This is a genomic window from Bacillus sp. RCC_6_1, from assembly GCF_041360755.1.
Lineage (GTDB): Bacteria > Bacillota > Bacilli > Bacillales > Bacillaceae_G > Bacillus_A > Bacillus_A cereus.
In genome coordinates this window covers 60,973-81,244 of sequence record NZ_JBFUPV010000018.1, presented here as the reverse complement: position 1 = coordinate 81,244, position 20,272 = coordinate 60,973, and the positions used below count along the sequence as shown (strand labels likewise).

Sequence of the window (20,272 nt, the reverse complement as noted above, 5' to 3'; positions counted from 1 at the left end):
CTCCGCAGGTAGGACTCGAACCTACGACCGATCGGTTAACAGCCGATAGCTCTACCACTGAGCTACTGCGGAATAATGAAGACAATTTGTATCTTATAAAAATTCTCTCTGTAAGTCAAGAAGTTTTTAACAACATCTTGTTCAAACGTGACATGTTTATAATATACTGGATTGCGTTTTTACTGTCAAGATGTTTTCGATATCGGTTTGAGTTTCCCTTTACACTTTCCACAGACATATCTTTTTGTATTTATTTGACGCCTTCTTACATATTGAAGTGAACACTCCATACATTCATACTTATAAATCTTTTTTTCCTTCTCTTCATTAATCATTTGTTTACAAAAACGTGGTGCATCAACTTTCTTTAACAACTCACGGAAATCCCTGTCCCTGTGCTTATACCCTCTTCCTGCAATATGTAAGTGATAATGACAAAGCTCATGTTTAATAATCCCGACTAACTCTTCTTCACCATACACTTCGTAATATCGATAATTCAGTTCGATATTATGACTCTTCAATAAATAACGCCCACCAGTTGTACGTAATCTATTATTAAACACTGCTTTATGTAAGAACGGCCTCTCAAAGTATTGTAGTGACACTTCTTCCACTAGTCGCTGAATTTCTTGCTCATCCACTCTCATTCCTCCTAAACAAAAAAATATTTTTACACTTTTCTCCCTTCTTATACATATATTAAATAGTACATATACCCATCCTCATGTAAGAAACGTGGTTTCTAAAAACAAAACATGAATAGAAATCCACTCACCAACCTCTCATCAATAGCATTTTAGATTTTTGAGAGCAGGATTAAACAAGGAGGGATTCCTATGCCTACGTGGCTAAAAAAACAAATGCAACGTGCATATTTCGAAAAAAACCGGTATCAAATTAAATTATTAAATGAATGCTGGTTTTATTATAGCAAAATACATCAAAGCTCATAATCCATTACACTTTTTATTCCATAAAAAAAGAGCAGTTTCGTCTGCTCTCTTCTCTTACTATTCAATCGGCAACATAGATAGTGCAACGCGTCCTTTTTTTGTATCAATATCATCTACCCATACTTTTACAATTTGCCCTACTGATACAACATCTAACGGATGCTTTACAAACTGTTTGCTAAGTTTAGAAATATGTACTAAACCATCTTGCTTTACGCCAACATCAACAAAAGCACCAAAATCAACAACGTTACGAACTGTTCCTTCTAGTTCCATACCACGTTTTAAATCTTCTAATTTCAAAATCCCTTTTTTCAGAAGTGGTTTAGGCAACTCATCCCTCATATCTCTTTCTGGACTAATAAGCGCATCTATAATATCAACTAACGTCGGCTCCCCAACTCCTGTTTCTTGAGATAACTTAGAAATCTCTACTTCTTCCAATCTCTTTTGTAATTGCGGTTGTCCTACGTCATCTATCGATAACCCTAGACTCTTCAATAACAATTCAACATTTTTATATTGCTCTGGATGAATACCTGTTCGATCTAATGGATTCGCTCCTTCTAGTATACGTAAGAAACCTATACATTGTTCATACGTCTTTGCACCTAAACGCGGGATTTTCTTTAATTCCGTGCGCTTCGTGAATTTCCCATCTTCTTCTCTCTTTGCCACAATATTTTTCGCAACAGTTTTCGATAAACCTGAAACATATTGTAACAATGCAACCGAAGCCGTATTTACATTAACCCCAACTTGGTTAACAGCTGTTTCTACTACAAATGTTAATGACTCATTCAGTCTCTTTTGAGATACATCATGTTGGTATTGTCCAACCCCAACTGATTTAGGATCAATTTTCACAAGTTCAGCAAGTGGATCTTGCAGACGTCTTCCAATAGAAACGGCACTTCTCTCTTCAACTTGTAAATTCGGGAATTCCTCACGAGCTAAATCAGAGGCTGAATATACACTAGCACCCGCTTCATTTACAATAATATAAAAGACATCTCGGTTCACACTTTGTAATACATCTACTATAAACTCTTCTGTTTCTCTAGATGCTGTCCCATTACCAATTGCAATCATTTCAACTTGATATTTATCTATAATAGAAAGAACTTTCGTTTTTGCATCATCATATTTACGAACAGGTGGATGCGGATAAATAACATCGATATGTAGTACTTTCCCCGTATCATCTACTACAGACAATTTACAACCAGTTCTATATGCCGGATCTACCGCTAGCACGACTTTCCCTTTCATCGGAGGTTGTAATAATAAGTTACGTAAGTTCTCAGAGAAAATATGTATCGCTTGTTCTTCAGCTGTTTCTGTTAATTCTTTACGAATTTCTCTTTCGATTGAAGATTGAATTAATCGTTTATAACCATCTTCAATCGCTAATTGTACATAATGTGCACTTTTCGAATCGTTATCACGAATTACTTTCTTATTTAAGAAAGTTACTATCTCATCTACTGGCGGAACAACAGCAACTCTCAATATATCTTCTTTCTCGCCACGATTCATTGCTAATACACGATGTGGTACTACTTTTTGCAATGGTTCTTCATAACTGTAATACATTTCATATATATTCTTTTCATCTTTTTCTTCATCTTTCACGGACGAAGACATAACACCTTTTCTAAAAGTAACATTTCGAATCCAACTACGATACGCAGCTTCATCTGAAACCATTTCTGCAATAATGTCTTGTGCACCTTGTAAAGCTTCTTCTGCAGATTGCACTTCTTTCTCTACATTAATAAATTCCACTGCCTTTTTAGCCGGATCTTCTTTCTTATATAACAATAACCATTCAGCTAATGGTTCTAATCCTTTTTCTTTAGCGATTGTCGCTTTCGTTCTTCTTTTCTCTTTATATGGACGATATAGATCTTCTACTTCTTGCAACTTTGTAGCTTTAACAATTTGCTGTCGCAGCTCTTCTGTCAGTTTCCCCTTCTCATCAATAAGACGAAGAACTTCTTCCTTCCTATCTTCAAGTTGCATCATATATTGCCATCTCTCTAAAATCGTACGAATTTGCACCTCATCTAAAGAGCCTGTCCATTCTTTTCGGTAACGAGCAATAAATGGAACTGTGTTACCTTCTTCTGTTAATTGAATAACATGACGAACTTGCTTTTCGGTAAAGCCTAATTCTTTCACTAACATTTTCATTAACGCTTGTCGATTATCTACCATTTCCATATACAACCGTAACCTCCTCTATAATAAAAAAAGTTGCCCTTCAAAGAGAGCAACTTAAACTGCCGATTTAAAAATCTATTAGTCCTAAACTAATTTGTAACGCTTCATCTACACGACTCATCATCACTTCATCCAAATGAGTGATTTTGTCCGTTAAGCGTTGCTTATCGATTGTTCGAATCTGCTCAAGTAAAATAACAGAATCTCTCTCAAAACCATACTTTTTCGCATCAATTTCCACATGAGTGGGTAATTTCGCTTTTTGAATCTGTGCAGTAATAGCCGCTACAATCACCGTTGGACTAAAACGATTTCCGATGTCATTTTGAATGACAAGAACCGGACGAACGCCTCCTTGCTCAGAACCAACAACTGGGGAAAGGTCTGCAAAATACACGTCGCCGCGTTTTACAATCAAAATATTACCCCCCGCTAACTAAGCGTTCTACTGTATGAGCTGCTTCATACTCTGCTAAGAAAGCTTCAGATGCAATACCAAGATTAATTTTTCCCATTTCAATGTACCCACGTCGCATTGATTCATGTTGGTAGCGTTTCTTCGTCTTATGTTGACGCAATAACAATTGTGTTGCCTGGCAAATTAGTTCATGGCGATTCTTATTCTCTTGTTTTCCAATTCCGTCCAATTCCGTTACCATTTGCTTTGGCAACCGAACCACGATTTCAGTAGTTACACTTGATTCGGACACAAAAATACACCTCCACCGTCAACTACACACCCAAATATATATATGACACCTATTGTAATAATACCATTGTATGGAGCCTGTTGCAAAGACTTCCTTATTCCTTGCTTATGTTTTCCAATTCACAAACAAAACATTCATCTTCTTAAATTTTTTATCTCATAACTAACTAAAAACAATAGAACTCCTCTTCAAAACTTACGTGCAACTTATATAAAAAATGATTATAAGTAAAAAGCTTCTCATCAAAAAGAGCTTATTATCCAGCAATGAACAGTCACTCCAATGACAAGAAGCAATCATACTACCTTCTATATATTGTTCAAGTAATTAATTATCTCTACAACCTTACCATTCCGTATAAATATTCTTGGCACACGGAAACTGATCGTTGCAATAATTTCATAATTAATAGTCCCTGAGTATTCCGCAACCTCTGTAGCGCTAATATACTCATCTCCTTGCCTTCCAATAAGCGTAACTTTCGTACCAAGTGGCACTTCACAAGGAAGATGAATCATGAACTGATCCATTGTTACTCGCCCTACAATCGGTACCCTTTTACCATTTATAAGCACTTCAAATCCTTGTAACCTTCTAAGCCACCCATCTGCATAGCCAATCGCTACAGTCGCAATCCATTCTTCAGTTTTCGTTCGATAGGTGACGTTATAACTAATTCCATCACCTTTAATTACCTGTTTAATATGAGCAACTTTCGTATGAAGTGATAGCGCCGGTTCTAATTCAAATGGTAAAAAAGGACGTATTTCTACAGAAGGAGATAATCCATACATTGCAATCCCAATTCGCACTGCATTAAATGTAATCCCTTGAAAACGTAACGTCGCAGCACTATTAGCTGTATGAACAAACTTAGGATCCACTCCGAATTCTTTCAACCAACTTAACTGCTCCAAGAACGTGTTATATTGCTTATCAAAATACGAAGTCTCAACCTCATCTGCCGTTGCAAAATGCGTGTATACTCCTTCTAACTCTAAAAACGGTGCACCCTCTAAACTCTTTAAAAATTCTTTTAGCTCTTTTCTTTCACGTATTCCAATTCTCCCCATACCACTATCAAAGTTAATATGGAATTTCATTACAGATGAACCATCCCAAAGTTTAATTGCTTCTTCCACCCATTCTTTTTGAAAAACAGTTAGCGCTACATCATTTTCAGCAGCTACATTTACATCACGCGGCGGCGAGGGACCTAACACTAAAATCGGTTCAGTAATACCAGCCCTCCGAAGCACTAAAGCTTCATCTAAAAAAGCAACAGCTAACCTTGTTGCACCTGCTTCTAATGCCGTTTTAGCCACCGGTACATAATCGTGCCCATATGCGTTTGCTTTAACTACAGCAAAAACCTCTACATTACTTGGGATGAACTCTTTAATATGTGTAACGTTGTTATAAATGGCATCTAAATCCACTTCCACCCAAGTGTCACGGTAAAATGGTGCTTCTTCCATAAATACACTTCCTTATACACGATATGCGAAGCTTATTCTTTTATATGCTTCTTTTATGAAATCCACCTTCAAACTAAGAAAAGACGTGGTGCACATATATCACCACGTCTAAGAAGTTTACTTCACCTGCTTCGCTGTAACTGAACGAGCAACCATTAACAGCTCCTTCGGCTCTAAACCTTTAGACACGAGCATATATTCTACTCCGTTATGCGACCACGTTACAGAGTCTTTCGTCAATGCACCAATCGTAAACCCAAGATCAACTGGTTCTCCACTTACACTTACTGCTGATGATGCCTCTGCAACTTTTGCCTTTTCTTGTATTAAAGTAAAGGATTTCTTATTTCCAGTGTATGTGAGTATCGCACGCTTGCCACTGTCTGTCTTCAACTCTTTTTCATCTTTCAGAGTCATACCTTGTGGTGTATCAAGTGGATACAAAATAGCAAACGGTTTGTCTTCTTTCGCTGTTGTTTGAACATCTACCTGTGCTCTAGACATATTTTGTTTCGTATCAAATGCACCTTTATCAAATTTCGCATCGAATTTCACTTTAGAGAAATCTACTTTCACAAGAACATTTTGATCATTATCCATTAACTTCACTGAAACTGGAGTCAAGTCGCTCTTATTCAATGTAATCTCTTGTCTCGGCAACATATTTTGATGTTGATAGTTTGTTTTTGTTTTAAAAATATAATACTTATCTGTTTTCTCAAAAGTAAGGTTTTTCTTGTCCTGCAAAATATCTCTTACAAGTGATTCATATAAATAAGCCTGGCTACTATTTTGCGGCCAATCACTTTGAAAACGGAAGCTCTTATTAAGTGCTGGCGTTAATACAAATACACCTTCTTCATTTCTCAAAATAATTTGGCTCTGATCTTTTTTTGCATTTTTTAAATTCACACGATAAAAAGACGGTTCCTTATGCCAAATCTCTACGTTATATTCTTGAGGCTCATTGCCTGTTTTAATAGATAATTTTGCCTCAGCTTGATAACTTTTCATCCCTTTTACTTTTGATTCTAAATCTCTCACGACATCATCTTGCTTCTTTTCCATACAACCCGCCAACACAAAAACGGTCAACAAACCGACAAGAACTAAAAACAGACGCCTTTTCATCAATTCAGCCCCTTTGCCCCTATAAATGAATGGAAGATGTACCTTCCTTATCGCTACCTCAAATATATGAGACAAAGATATAAAATATGCAGACTAGCGTGACGAGCTTTCTAAAACAACTTGAGCAACAGCAAATTCCTTACTATGACTAATTGATAAATGAACAATATACTCTGTACTTGTAATCAGAATTGGCTTACCTCTTTCATCATTTTTCACTTCAATATCTAAAAAACTCACTTCTTTTCCGATACCAGTACCTACAGCTTTTGAATACGCCTCTTTCGCTGCAAACCTTCCAGCTACAAACTCTGTAAGACGACTTCCTTTCAGCTCCATAGCAACATTACGTTCATTTTCCGTTAAAATACGTTCCATAAATTTAAGCTTTCCATCTAGCATTTTTTCAATACGATTTAATTCAATAATATCGATACCAATCCCTATAATCATTTCGAAATCCCCTTCTTCTATTTAACTTTCTTCTTTCATATTGATAAGAATAACAGAGAATCTTTCTGATGCAAAAGGGGTGAAAGTAACCGTATGCTAATAAGATCCACTCATATTTCTTTACAACCGACTATTCTTACCTTACTTCTTATTCATTTAGTCATGATGATATTAGGCGACTTTTTTCTCTTACCACTGGCAGCCTCTAATGAATATATCGCTAAAGGAGAATGGTGGCGTGTCATAACTTCTCTTCTCGTACACGTAGACTTACAACATTTTCTTTCTAATAGTATTTTTTTGTTCGCTCTTGGTTCTTCTATCGAAAAGCAACTCGGACACTTTTCTTTTTTTATTCTATTTTTTCTCTCTGGAATTTCTGGAAATATTTCTTCTTATATTATTATGCCGCTTGAATATATTCACGCAGGTGCATCAGGTGGTATTTTCGGACTATTAGGTGCACAGTTATTTTTATTGTACAATCGATACCGCTCTTCAAAACCAAAAGAAATTGCCATTTTCTCAATTATGATTCTTCTATTACTACTATTTACTTTCTTTAACCCTTCTGCCAATCCGATCAGTCATTTAACAGGTTTAATAACCGGTGGCATTTTAACCCCTTTTTTAACCAAAAAAAACGATGGTGCAAAGCTTATTTAATATAAAAGCTTGCACCATCGATAATTTCTACATCTACTTGTTCACTTAAATCTCTCATTAATTGAAATAAAGACTCATCCTTCATCTTCGCCTCAATCATACAATCAATTTGCGGAACACTTCCCTTTATCCTTCTTAAAAAAGATAAAAATGCCTCTACATTAATATAATCTGCATGAGCTCTTGGATCTTTTCCCTCTCTAGGGCTAGAGATATGCATTTTAACCGGCAACAAAGACGTTTCCCACGTATGAACGACACGTGCCCAATCTTCATACCAATCTTCTTGCTCATTATTCATCATATGGTGATGCAAGTCAAATACGACGGGAATATCTAATTTTTCTCCTAAATATAATGTTTCCTCTAACGTAAAGGTTGTATCATCATTTTCTAATATAATCATTTCTTGAATACCCCTTGGGACATTAGACCAATTCTCTATAAAGCGCTCTAATGCAAGTTCTTTATCTTTATATCCTCCTCCGACATGCAGTACACATCGTTGCTTATGTTCAATCCCCATGCCTTTTAATAATTTTTTGTGCATCTGCAATGTTTTTACAGATTGTTTAAAAACACTCTCCTCAGGTGAATTTAGTACAACAAAATGATCTGGATGGAAATCAATTCTCATATTCATATGAACTGCATATTCACCTAGTTTTTTTAAATTTTCTTTTAAAGGACGAATATAGTTCCACTCTAGCAATTCCTCATGATTCGCTAAAGGAATGAGCTTTGAACTGAGCCGAAAGAAAGATATGTCATGCCCTTTATTATGCTTTAATAAACGTAAACAATTTTCTAAATTGGAATTAGCAATTCTTTCAAGTTTACGAATTGCAGCAGCACGATCATCTAATTTCTGAAACTGTGCATACGTCATCGTTTGAGATGGAGATGCATTCTTCAAATGTACACTCATCGCAACGTAACCAAGCCTTACAAGCATATAACAGCCCCTTTTCTATCATAACTATTATGTAGTATGCACAATTATAGAAATAAAAAAAGAGAATGCCCGCAAAGGGCATTCTCTTTTTTTTATTAAGCTTGTGGACGGCTATGATGTTTTCTTTCGCCGCGTCCATTTGAAGAACCAGGGCGACCTTGGCCTTCACCTCTACGACCACGACTACCACCATCACGATTGCGATCACGGTTTCCGTCACGATTACGTCCATCACGGTTACGGTCACGATTACGTCCATCGCCACCGCCGCGTGCATCACGACTACGATTACGGTTACCATCACGGTATCCGCCTCCGTTACCGCCGCGTTTTTTAGAACCGCCGCCTCTTGAAACAACAGGTGGTTCTGATGTTAAAGCGATCGGAGTTGTATCCGGCTCTTTAGTCATCATTTTTAAAGCAGCAGCTACTACTGTTACAGAGTCATTTTCTTCTAACATTTCTTCTGCAATACGCTTGTAGTATGCTAAGTTTTCATTTTCAATTGTGCTTTGAAGCTTTTCAGCGATTAAACGTTGTTGACCTTCTAATGCCTCGTCAAGTGTCGGTGCATCCATACGGTCCATTTTACGTTTTGTTGTACGCTCGATATTTTTTAATTGTCCCGATTCACGTGGTGTTACAAATAGCATTGCAATACCTTTTTTACCTGCACGACCAGTACGACCGATACGGTGAACGTATGATTCTGGATCTTGTGGAATATCGAAGTTATATACGTGCGTTACGCCTGAAATATCAAGACCACGTGCAGCAACGTCTGTTGCAACAAGAACTTCAATAGAACCTTCTTTAAATTTACGTAATACAGACATACGTTTCGCCTGAGTTAAATCACCGTGAATACCTTCTGCAGCATAACCACGTAAGTTTAATGCTTCTGATAATTCATCAACACGACGCTTTGTACGACCGAATACGATTGCAAGCTCTGGAGATTGAATATCTAATAAGCGTGTTAACACGTCAAACTTTTTCTTTTCTTGCACTTCTAAATAGAACTGCTGAATGTTTGGCATTGTTACTTCTTTTGCTTTTACTTTAATGTGTTGAGGCTCAGTCATGAAACGCTCAGCAATACGGCGGATTGGATCCGGCATTGTCGCTGAGAATAGTAATGTTTGATGTGTTTCTGGCACATCTGTTAAAATTGCTTCAATGTCTTCAATGAAGCCCATGTTTAACATTTCATCCGCTTCGTCAAGAACAACTGTCTCTACGTTTTGCAGACGAAGTGTTTTACGGTTAATATGATCTAAAATACGACCCGGCGTACCAACAATAATGTGTGGGTGTTTTTTTAGAGCACGAATTTGGCGGTTAATATCTTGACCACCATAAATTGGTAAAATGCGAACACGTTTATGCTTACCAATTTTGTATAATTCTTCTCCAACTTGAATTGCTAATTCACGCGTTGGCGCGATAACAATACCTTGAACCGATTCTTTATGTGTATCCACTTTATCTAATAGTGGTAATCCGAATGCTGCTGTTTTCCCTGTACCTGTTTGCGCTTGCCCAATAATATCTTTACCTTGCAATGCATGTGGAATTGTTTCAGCTTGAATTGGTGTAGCCTCTTCAAAGCCCATACTTTCAACAGATTGCAGTAAAGAATCACTTAATCCTAATTCTCGAAATGTTGTCAATGTTACTTCTCCTTTTCTATCCTATACTTATCATTTAAAAAAAGGCGTTTTCCGAATTTGCGGAAAAGCCCTTTTCCTGAATGCTCACGTATATAAACGGGCGTATATTCTTCACGAAAATACTTCTAAACGTTATTACACTTTATCAATTATAAGTTTTGTATGTGTAAAAAGCAAACCCAACTGTTACCTTATTTTCATATTCAGAGTTTTTTTCTTCACTTTTATTTTTTTATATTTACTGTAAGCGCTTATTATAAGTTTCTTCTATTTTCGTAACTATCATCCCTATTTATATACACCAATTATTTCAACATCGTAATTACTTCTTCTAATTTCATACCGCGAGATGCTTTTATTAATACAACATCTTTCACATCGACTACTGCTTGTAAATCTTTTACTAACTCTTCTTTATTATCATACGCCTTTACACGTTCATTAGGGAAATTAATTTTCGCTCCTTCAGCAATTTGAGCCCCTAATCTACCGTATGTGAATACATGCGAGATTTTTGCTGGATCGATTAATTTTCCTACCTCATAATGGAACTGTACTTCTTGATCTCCAAGTTCTAACATATCACCGAGCACAACGATTTTTTTAGCAAAACCATCTAAACCATTCATTAAATGGAATGCTGCTTCCATAGCCGTCGGACTTGCATTATAAGCATCATTGATAATTGTTAAACCACTATTTGTTTTCACAATTTCCATACGCATGCCCGTCATTTGAAGTGTTACTAAACCTTCTTTCATCTCTTCCCACGTTACACCAAAATGTTTCGCAATTGCCATTGAAGCAAGTGTATTATACACATTATGTTTTCCTAACACAGGTAAGTAGAATGAAATATTTTCATCTCTATTCATTTTGAAATGTGTCCCAGTTGCTTGTAATGTTACAGTCGTTGGATAATAATCGTTTGCTCTTGCATCACCAAACGTAACCGTTTCTGTTGCTAAATTCATTTCAGGAACACGATTCGTTAATAAAGGCTCATCCCCGTTATATACGAACACGCCACCTTCTTGTAACCCTGTAACAATTTCTAATTTCGCTTCAGCAATTGCCTCACGAGATCCTAAATCCATTAAATGTGCCTCACCAATATTCGTAATGATAGCTGCATTAGGACGAGCTAACTTAGATAAGAATTCAATTTCGCCTCGGCTTGACATACCCATCTCTAATACTGCTACTTCTGTATTTTCTTCTAAGTTTAAAATGGTAAGAGGTAATCCGATATGGTTATTGAAGTTCCCTTCTGTTTTTTGCACTTTGAATTTAGTCGCAAGAAGACTTGTTACAATATCTTTCGTAGATGTTTTACCGTTACTACCCGTTACACCTACAACTTTAACATCCAATTGATCACGATAGTTTTTCGCTAACATTTGCAATGCGGATAGCGTGTCTTCCACAAAAATAACCGGAAGATTCTCAGGTGGATTCGCTACATCTTTCATCCATAATGTAGCCACAGCTCCATTTTCAACAGCTTTATCTACAAAAGCATGTCCATCAAAGCGCTCCCCTTGAATCGGAACATACAAGTTTCCTTTTTCAATTTTTCTTGTATCAATAGACACGCCTTGAATAGTAATTCCCTCATATTGCTCTGCTAATCCAGTACCATTTACCATCTGTTCCACTTGCTTTAACATTCGCTTTATCATATAGAAACGCTCCTTACATAGAGGAAGCACTATTCCTACGAATAGTGCTTCCTCCTTTTTTGTTAGATTGTATATTTAATTTTTTGTTTTTCTTCGTGACGTTCAATCGCTAAACGAATTAGCTCTTCGATTAATTCTGGATACGGTAACCCAGTATGTTGCCATAATAGAGGGAACATACTGAACGGTGTAAATCCTGGCATTGTGTTTACTTCGTTAATATACACTTCTCCATCTTTCGTTAAGAAGAAATCAGCTCGCGTTAAACCTGCACCGTCTAATGATTGGAATGCAATAATTGCATCACGCTTAATTACATTAGATTCTTCTTCTGTCATTTCAGCTGGAATAATTAGCGCCGTATCACCATCGATATATTTCGACTTATAATCATAGAAGTCCTTTTTCGGAACGATTTCACCTACAACTGAACATTTCGGCTCATCATTACCTAGTACCCCAACTTCTACTTCACGACCTACAATATTTTCTTCTACAATAATTTTGCGATCAAATTGGAATGCCTCTACAAATGCATCCTCAAGTTCTTCACGATTTTTACACTTATTAATACCAACACTTGAACCAAGGTTCGCTGGTTTTACGAAGCAAGGATATCCTAACTTATCTTCTACTTTAGAATAAGCTTCCTCACGATTTTTTTCCCATGCACTACGAATGAAGGATGCATATTTTGCTTGTTTTAAACCAGCCTCTGCAAAGATGTTTTTCATAACAACTTTATCCATACCAGCAGATGATGCTAGAACACCATTTCCTACATAAGGGATATTCATTAATTCTAATAGTCCTTGAACCGTTCCATCTTCACCGTTTGGTCCATGTAGTAATGGGAAAATAACGTCAATAGCATTCTCCTCAGAAGCTGCAGATGGGATAATTTCTGTACTTAATGATAACGGAGAAATCGCATTTTCTGCACCGCTCATTTTTAAAGCTTCAACATCTGTTACTTCGCCTTCAATACGCTCACCGCGTACCCATTGACCTTGTTCTGTAATATAAATTGGATGAATCTCGAATTTATCTTGATTTAACGCTTTAATAGCAGCAAGAGCCGTCTGTAGCGAAACTTGATGCTCAGCTGATTTTCCACCATATAATAAACCTAATTTAATTTTCGTCAATGAAATCACCCTAACCAATTGTTTTCATTTTTCTATTTTAGCACTTTTTATAAAAATAGGTAGTTCCTATTTGAAATAAAATGTAACTTCCATAAATAATTAAATAACATCACTTATTGGTTTTTCATTTCATTTTCTATATAGCTACACAAAATAAAATGGCAATCTAATCTAGTTATGTACCTAAAATATGTAGAAATCCCCTTTTTTGTGTATATCACCTATTCACTAAGAAGATTGTTTGGTTAGTGTGTCTTTTTGCCTTTGCTCCACAAGGCGATCTAAAGAAACATATACAATACCTGCAACTACACATCCTACAGCTAAAATTGTAAATAGAAAGTGACCAAGTAATCGATCTAATAAAAAACCTCCCAAAAGTGGACCAAATGCGCTTCCTGTAATCCACTGCAAACTTGCAGCTCCCATATAAGTCCCTCTCAAATGCTCAGGGGCCAAATTTGCTACAAATGTCATCTGTACAGGCGACATAATCATCTCACCTAACGTATATATAGCATAAACGAACAGTAGTGTTATTAAAATAATTGTAGCATTTGTATTAAATTCTCCAAACCACTTCGGTAACCACCCTATAAAAAATAATCCAATCCCGAATAAACATGCACCATATAACATCGTCTTCCCGACTGGTTTGTCCGTAGCCCATTTTGAAATTTGAAACTGGAATAAAACAACTAATAGTCCGTTTAACGCCATTAAATATGGATATGGATTATTCGTTCCAAAAATACGCTTCATTTCATTATCAAAATGTAGTGGCAGCATGCCTTCCGTTTGAGAAAACCCCATCGAAATGATAATACCTGCTAATAAGTAAATCATTAATGCCTTATCTCGCATTAAAATTTTCCAAACTGCCCCAGATTCCTTTTCTTTATGTTCTTCCTTATCTATCCTCTTTGGCATCGTCTCTTGAATAAGAAGTAATACAAGTAACGCATAAAATAGCATTGTAGAAGAGGCAATAATAAATACAAGGTTCTTTGACAACACAACTACTGATGCTCCCATTATCGGACCAATCGCAGCACCTATATTGTGTCCCATTCGTAATAAACCATATGCCTCTGTTCTTTTTTCTGGTGCCGTTACATCCGCGACCATAGCTGATGCAGCTGGATGAAATAAAGAATTACTTAACCCTAAAAAAATAGATAAAATTGCATACGGAATAAATCCTTCTATAAATAGAAAACCGAGCATTAATAATGCATTACTTGCCATAGAAAATATCATAATAGGCTTTCTTCCATATATGTCAGCAATTCTCCCTCCTATAAGTGATCCAAAGCTTGCAGCAATTGGAGAAAGCGCCATAATAACCCCAACTTCCAACAACGAATCTACCTTATCTTTTAAATATAATGCAAAAAAAGGCATTAACATCATCATTGCAATTCCATTTAACGTCTCTCCAATAAATCGAATCCATACGTTACGGTCCATCTCCCTTAACTCACGCCACGTATTTTTCATCATTCCACCCCTTTAGTTAGCCAACAATTATCTTATAACAAGTTCAGAAAAATGTAAATTTTCAAATAAAAAAATCCATTCTAACAGAATTAGAATGGATTTTTTCGCTTATAAATTTGCAACATCTTCTTCTTTTTTACTATTATTTAAAGCACTATGTTTTCGGCTATATAAGAAGTAAACCGCTATACCAATAACCATCCATATCCCAAAACTAATCCACGCTGTCCCTGATAATTGAAGCATTAAGTATAAACAGAAAATCACTGTTAATGCTGGTAAAAATGGTACAAGCGGAGCCTTAAATGCCCTTGGTAAGTCTGGATGAGTTCTTCTCATTACGATTACCGCAACAGCTACAAGTGCAAATGCTGACAATGTCCCCATATTTACAAGATGTGCTAAAACATTTAAATCTATTAATCCTGAAATCAGTGCCGCAATAATCCCCGTTGTCCATGTATTTAAAAATGGCGTTTTAAATTTCGGATGAACTTTAGCAAGACGCTTCGGCAGTAAACCATCTCGGCTCATCGCATAAGAAACACGAACTTGCCCATACATCATAACTAGCATTACTGTTGTAATTCCTGTAATTGCTCCTACTGAAATTACCCCCGCTAAACCATCTTGTCCAATAAATTGAAGTGCAAAAGCAACTGGATCTGATATATTTAGCTGGCCGTATGGAACAATTCCTGTCAAAATAAGCGAAACAACGATATAAAGAACTGTACAAATTAATAACGATGCAATAATACCAATTGGTAAATCACGTTGCGGACGTTTCACTTCTTCTGCCGCTGTTGAAACTGCATCAAATCCTATAAATGCGAAGAATACTGTAGCCGCTCCAGCCATTACACCATCTAAACCAAATGGCATAAAGGGCGTCCAGTTTTCAGGTTTCACATAATTAAAACCAGCAAAGATAAAAATAAGAACAACTGCTATTTTAATAAATACCATAATGTTATTTACTCGTGCACTTTCACGAACACCCCTAGATAAAAGAACTGTCATCACTAAAATAATTAGAACTGCAGGTAGATCAATTATTCCACCCTTTCCTGTACCAGGAGCCGAGGAGAGAATAGTCGGAATGTGAATTCCAAACCCCTTTAATAAAGATTGAAAATATGCAGACCAACCGTTTGCTACAGCAGATGTAGCAAGTAAATATTCAAGCATTAAGTCCCAGCCAATTAAAAATGCGAACACTTCCCCCATCGTCGCGTATGTATACGTATACACACTGCCCGAGACAGGAACTGAAGAAGCAAATTCAGCATAACAAAATGCAGCAAAGGCACAAGCTAACGCGGCAATCGCAAATGATAATATAATAGCTGGCCCAGAATGTTTCGCTGCCACAACACCCGTTAGAACAAAAATACCAGTTCCAACAATTGCTCCGATTCCAAGCATAGTTAAATCTAGCGCACCCAATGTTCTTGCTAACGTTTTTTGCTTACTTTCATGCATTAACTTTGCAATTGGCTTCTTTTGAAAAATTTGCTTCATCTTTCACTCCTCCAAGTTTTAAATTTTCTGAAAATTTTTAATTCGCTTTTTTATTTTACTCATTACGCTTTTCCTAGTCAATACTTTTGTCGAAACAAGTAGAAATTCTTCTGAATATGCACGATCCTTATTATTCTTTCTATATATCTTTCCATTATTTTTTTGGTATTATTATACATGTCGATTCCGTGAAAAAGGCATGCCCCCTTATTGAGAGCATGCTTTTTTACTTATTTCACAGTATATGAACCTTGTTCAATCCAGCTATACATATACTTTTCATCTTCTGTTTCATGTGCTTGTTTTACAATACGAAGCGGACGGAATGTGTCTATCATAACAGCTAATTCAAACGTCTCTTTCTTCCCTATACTTGCCTCTGTTTTCCCCGGATGCGGTCCATGGGGAATCCCGCTCGGATGAAGTGTAATAGAACCTTCTTCCACACCTTTGCGACTCATAAAGTTTCCTTCTACATAGTAAAGAACTTCATCACTATTAACATTACTATGATAATATGGTGCTGGAATTGACTCTGGATGATAATCGTATAAACGTGGTACGAAAGAGCAAATAACAAAATTATGTCCTTCAAATGTTTGATGTACTGGCGGTGGCTGATGAATGCGCCCTGTAATTGGTTCAAAATCCTCTACATTAAATACCCACGGATATAAATAGCCATCCCATCCAACAACATCTAACGGGTGGTGTCCTAAAACATGTTTATGCATATAGCCTCTTGATTTTGTCATTACGACAAACTCGCCTTTTTCATCATATGTCTCTAATTTTTCTGGACCACGAAGATCTCTTTCACAAAACGGACTATGCTCTAACAATTGTCCGTATTCATTTCGATAACGACGCGGCGTTGTAATTTGGCTATTTGCCTCTACAACAAGAAACTTAGTCTCTCCTTCATCTGGAATAACACGATAAATCGTTCCAATTGGAATCGTTACATAGTCGCCTTTTCTATAGTGAATCGTTCCAAACATCGTTTCAATTTTCCCTGTTCCATAATGAACAAATAACATTTCATCGCCATCACCATTACGATAGAAATAATCCATTTTTTCTGTTGGACTCACTACTCCAATTAACAAATCTTCATTTCCAAGTATGAAATTCCGTCCACTTATTGCATCACCACTTTTTTTACTTTCTTTCGTTCGAAAGTGGCGATGAGAAAGAGCAACATCCTCTTCATACTGCAACTGACAAGAATGCGATAATGCAGAATGACCTACTTCTGTTGGCATATAATGATGATACAAAATAGACTGCGTACCAGAAAAACCTTTTGTTCCCATTACCTGTTCACGATAAAGCGACCCATCTTTTTTACGAAATTGTACATGTCGTTTATGAGGTAGTTCTCCCATGTGACGATAAAACATGCCCATCACCCGCTTCCTTTTCTTTTTTGATCGTATTACGTAGTGTACCTAAACCAGTAATCGACAGTTCTACAACATCTCCATCTTGTAGCCACTCTTCTGTACCCAGTTCTAAAATACATCCTGTTCCTACTGTCCCAGAACCAATCACATCTCCTGGATATAACGTAACGTCCTCTGAAGCACGTTCAATCATTTCAGCAAATGTATAGTAAATATCTTGGAAGTTTCCTTTTGATAATAGTTTTCCATTTACATGAGCAGTCATTTCTAAATTATATCGATCACCATTACGATAAACGTCTAATTCCTCTTTCGTAACGAGATGTGCTCCTAATGAAGTTGCAAAGTCTTTTCCTTTCGCTGGACCGAGACCTACTTTCATTTCTGTTGCTTGTAAGTCTCTCGCACTCCAGTCGTTCATAATACAATAACCAAAAATATATTCCTCTGCTTGCTCTCGAGAAATATTTCGCCCTTCTCTTCCTATTACGCAAGCAATCTCCAACTCATAATCAAGCTTTTTAGACTTTTTCGGACCAATTACAAAATCACCGGAACCAATTACAGCACGATGATTAGTAAAATAAAAAACCGGAATATCATACCATTCAGGCACAACATCTAATCCTCTTCGTCCACGAGCTGTTTTTACATGTTGTTCAAATGCGTAAAAATCTCGAATACTACTCGGATTAGGAAGAGCAGCTGTCAATTGTACTTCTTCTAAAGCATATATACCCTTATTTGGATTCTTAATATTCCGCACTACTTCTACATACTCATCCGCTTTCTCTAAAAAATCCATCATAGAAGAAGGGATTTTCCCTTCACTAGCAAGATTCATATCTATTACTTTGTCACCTTCAAGCCATCCAGCCCGTAGTTCTTTTGAAGGAAGACAAAATGTAACAAATTTCATCCTGATTCCTCCTTATAAAAATGAAATTTCCACCAGCAAAGGGACTTTTGCTGGTGGATACAAATCTTATAAGTTTCCGCGACGCTCTTGTTCTCTTTCAATTGATTCGAATAACGCTTTAAAGTTTCCTTCACCAAATCCACGAGAACCTTTACGTTGAATGATTTCAATAAATAAAGTCGGACGATCTACAATTGGTTTCGTAAAGATTTGTAGTAAGTAACCTTCATCATCACGATCTACTAAGATCTTTAATTCTTTTAACTTATCAATTTCTTCATCGATTTTTCCAACTCGTGCAGTTAGCTCATCGTAATAAGTATCAGGTGTATCTAAAAACTCCACCCCATTTGCACGAAGCGCTTCAACTGTTTTAACAATATCACTTGTTAATAAAGCAAGATGTTGTACACCAGCTCCATTATAGAATTCTAGATACTCTTGAATTTGTGACTTTCTCTTTCCGTCTGCTGGTTCGTTAATAGGAAACTTAATACGACTTCCATTCGTCATAACTTTTGACATTAACGCCGAATACTCTGTACTAATATCGTCATCATCAAAATGAATCATTTGTTTAAAGCCCATAACATTCTCGTAATAACTAACCCACTCTTCCATTTTTTCAACATTACCAACTACATGATCAACAGCAATTAAACCAGACTCCTCAAATGGAATATTAAATTCTACCTTTTGGAATCCTGGCATAAATGCCCCTTTATAATTTTTACGCTCTACAAGCGTATGAATTGTATCACCATACGTACCAATAACTGCTTTTTTCAATGTACCGTCCTCATCTGTTAATTCCTGCGGTGGAGCAATTGCGACGGCACCACGTTTCACTGCTTCTGAGTATGCTTTATCAACATCATCAACAAGTAGTGCCACATCCTTCACGCCATCACCATGAGTCTTTACAAACTCTGCAATACGATTTTCACTACTTAAAGCCCCAGACACAACGAAACGCATATTTTTTTGCACAAGAACATAAGATACCTTTTCACGGTTTCCAGTTTCTAATCCAGAGTAAGCTACAATTTTGAATCCGAACGCTCTCGCAAGATAATAACTCGATTGCTTTGCATTCCCTACGTAAAATTCCAAATGATCTACATCACGTACTGGAAAAAAGTCCTCCATTTGTGCAGCTAGCGTATCCATAGATTTTTGTTTCATAATATCTTCATCCCCCTGTAAATAGATTAAATGGTCCATACTTAAAACCAACCGAAAACGCTTCCAACGTTAATTAATAGAAATTAGTTAGCAAGCTAACAAATTCTGACCTTTAAAATTTTCTATCTTTTCTGTCAAATTCCTCTTTTTTTCTTACATATAAAATTCGACTTTTTTCTCTTTGAAATAAAGCGGGATTTTATTCAGTGGATTTTTGATTATTCGTTGAATCAAGTTTCAACCGCAGCGTTTAATTAGCCATGAATGCTGGATAATGAGGTAACTTTAATACTTGAGGGTATATAAGAAGAATATAAAAAAGACTCCAACATATTAACTACTTACTAATACGTTAGAGTCTTTATTTTTTTTGAATGATTGTATTTATATATCTCATACTAATACATTTGCAAGGAATAGAATAAATGATGTTAATATTACCGCTCCACCTAAGGATCCTAATAAATCTGTTTTTGTTACTTGAAACACTTGTTCACTGTTCATATCCCTCATTCTCCTTCCTTTTTTGTTTAATTTAAAACTTCTATTATACTAATACACTTGATAAAAATACGATTAATGCTGTTAATACTACCGCTCCACTTGCTGATCCTACGAAGTCACCTTTTGTTACTTGTAATACTTGCTCTTTCATATCTT

20 protein-coding genes and 1 tRNA gene are annotated in these 20,272 nt (G+C 36.4%); 2 read left to right on the top strand and 19 right to left on the bottom strand.

The genetic code is table 11. The annotated features are described in order from the left end of the window. Both AB6801_RS28260 and AB6801_RS28255 read right to left on the bottom strand, forming a co-directional pair. A tRNA-Asn gene (locus AB6801_RS28260) sits at positions 1-72 on the bottom strand. Between the two features lie 113 nt (positions 73-185). After that, positions 186-644, bottom strand: coding sequence for a SprT family protein (locus AB6801_RS28255; RefSeq protein WP_000344240.1), 459 nt, complete (start codon positions 642-644; stop codon positions 186-188). Positions 645-839: 195 nt separating this feature from the next. On the opposite strand from AB6801_RS28255, the gene cmpA reads away from it, so the two are divergent. Next, positions 840-956 (top strand): cortex morphogenetic protein CmpA, encoded by a 117-nt coding sequence (cmpA, locus tag AB6801_RS28250; RefSeq protein ID WP_001143642.1) that lies wholly within the window; start codon positions 840-842, stop codon positions 954-956. Positions 957-1,013: 57 nt separating this feature from the next. Here the strand turns inward: cmpA and AB6801_RS28245 are convergent, their stop codons facing one another. The 6 genes from AB6801_RS28245 to acpS form a co-directional block, all read right to left on the bottom strand. Next, positions 1,014-3,182: a Tex family protein gene (locus AB6801_RS28245; RefSeq protein WP_000426236.1), complete on the bottom strand. Its 2,169-nt coding sequence runs from the start codon at positions 3,180-3,182 to the stop codon at positions 1,014-1,016. A gap of 67 nt (positions 3,183-3,249) precedes the next feature. After that, positions 3,250-3,600: a type II toxin-antitoxin system endoribonuclease NdoA gene (ndoA, locus tag AB6801_RS28240; protein WP_000635965.1), complete on the bottom strand. Its 351-nt coding sequence runs from the start codon at positions 3,598-3,600 to the stop codon at positions 3,250-3,252. 4 nt (positions 3,601-3,604) lie between these two features. Beyond that, a complete protein-coding gene (locus tag AB6801_RS28235) occupies positions 3,605-3,892 on the bottom strand; it encodes an antitoxin EndoAI (RefSeq protein WP_000004570.1) in 288 nt (95 codons plus the stop codon). 308 nt (positions 3,893-4,200) lie between these two features. Further along, the gene (alr, locus tag AB6801_RS28230; RefSeq protein ID WP_098330567.1) at positions 4,201-5,370 is read right to left on the bottom strand and encodes an alanine racemase; all 1,170 of its coding nucleotides are present in this window, start codon (positions 5,368-5,370) and stop codon (positions 4,201-4,203) included. A 117-nt stretch (positions 5,371-5,487) separates the two neighbouring features. Then, positions 5,488-6,438, bottom strand: coding sequence for a LolA family protein (locus AB6801_RS28225; RefSeq protein ID WP_002060618.1), 951 nt, complete (start codon positions 6,436-6,438; stop codon positions 5,488-5,490). A 156-nt stretch (positions 6,439-6,594) separates the two neighbouring features. After that, entirely contained in the window at positions 6,595-6,954 is a 360-nt protein-coding gene (gene acpS / locus AB6801_RS28220) for a holo-ACP synthase (RefSeq protein ID WP_000583417.1), read from the bottom strand. Between the two features lie 93 nt (positions 6,955-7,047). On the opposite strand from acpS, the gene AB6801_RS28215 reads away from it, so the two are divergent. Next, on the top strand, positions 7,048-7,620 hold the full coding sequence (locus AB6801_RS28215; protein WP_000908523.1) for a rhomboid family intramembrane serine protease: 573 nt from the start codon (positions 7,048-7,050) through the stop codon (positions 7,618-7,620). Here the strand turns inward: AB6801_RS28215 and uvsE are convergent. The 11 genes from uvsE to AB6801_RS28160 form a co-directional block, all read right to left on the bottom strand. After that, entirely contained in the window at positions 7,613-8,575 is a 963-nt protein-coding gene (gene uvsE, locus AB6801_RS28210; RefSeq protein ID WP_000961161.1) for a UV DNA damage repair endonuclease UvsE, read from the bottom strand. The genes AB6801_RS28215 and uvsE overlap by 8 nt on opposite strands. Positions 8,576-8,670: 95 nt before the next feature. Then, entirely contained in the window at positions 8,671-10,248 is a 1,578-nt protein-coding gene (cshA, locus tag AB6801_RS28205) for a degradosome RNA helicase CshA (RefSeq protein ID WP_000206584.1), read from the bottom strand. A gap of 305 nt (positions 10,249-10,553) precedes the next feature. Next, a complete protein-coding gene (murF, locus tag AB6801_RS28200; RefSeq protein WP_000595963.1) occupies positions 10,554-11,930 on the bottom strand; it encodes a UDP-N-acetylmuramoyl-tripeptide--D-alanyl-D-alanine ligase in 1,377 nt (458 codons plus the stop codon). Between the two features lie 62 nt (positions 11,931-11,992). Beyond that, entirely contained in the window at positions 11,993-13,078 is a 1,086-nt protein-coding gene (locus tag AB6801_RS28195; protein ID WP_000161427.1) for a D-alanine--D-alanine ligase, read from the bottom strand. Positions 13,079-13,306: 228 nt separating this feature from the next. After that, complete coding sequence (locus AB6801_RS28190; RefSeq protein ID WP_000799714.1) at positions 13,307-14,578, bottom strand: MDR family MFS transporter; 1,272 nt, start codon at positions 14,576-14,578, stop codon at positions 13,307-13,309. Positions 14,579-14,686: 108 nt separating this feature from the next. Further along, positions 14,687-16,102 carry a branched-chain amino acid transporter BcaP gene (gene bcaP, locus AB6801_RS28185; protein WP_000809349.1) on the bottom strand — a complete coding sequence of 472 codons (1,416 nt, stop codon included), beginning with the start codon at positions 16,100-16,102 and terminating at the stop codon, positions 14,687-14,689. Between the two features lie 230 nt (positions 16,103-16,332). Beyond that, positions 16,333-17,505 (bottom strand): homogentisate 1,2-dioxygenase, encoded by a 1,173-nt coding sequence (locus tag AB6801_RS28180; protein ID WP_097999230.1) that lies wholly within the window; start codon positions 17,503-17,505, stop codon positions 16,333-16,335. Next, on the bottom strand, positions 17,471-18,427 hold the full coding sequence (locus AB6801_RS28175) for a fumarylacetoacetate hydrolase family protein (protein WP_000673989.1): 957 nt from the start codon (positions 18,425-18,427) through the stop codon (positions 17,471-17,473). The genes AB6801_RS28180 and AB6801_RS28175 overlap by 35 nt, the downstream gene beginning before the upstream one ends. A 66-nt stretch (positions 18,428-18,493) precedes the next feature. Beyond that, the gene (gene hppD, locus AB6801_RS28170) at positions 18,494-19,612 is read right to left on the bottom strand and encodes a 4-hydroxyphenylpyruvate dioxygenase (RefSeq protein WP_000810922.1); all 1,119 of its coding nucleotides are present in this window, start codon (positions 19,610-19,612) and stop codon (positions 18,494-18,496) included. Positions 19,613-20,005: 393 nt separating this feature from the next. Beyond that, the gene (locus tag AB6801_RS28165) at positions 20,006-20,116 is read right to left on the bottom strand and encodes a DUF3948 family protein (RefSeq protein WP_001083690.1); all 111 of its coding nucleotides are present in this window, start codon (positions 20,114-20,116) and stop codon (positions 20,006-20,008) included. Between the two features lie 43 nt (positions 20,117-20,159). Continuing rightward, on the bottom strand, positions 20,160-20,267 hold the full coding sequence (locus tag AB6801_RS28160; RefSeq protein WP_000664237.1) for a DUF3948 family protein: 108 nt from the start codon (positions 20,265-20,267) through the stop codon (positions 20,160-20,162). Between the last annotated feature and the right edge of the window lie 5 nt (positions 20,268-20,272).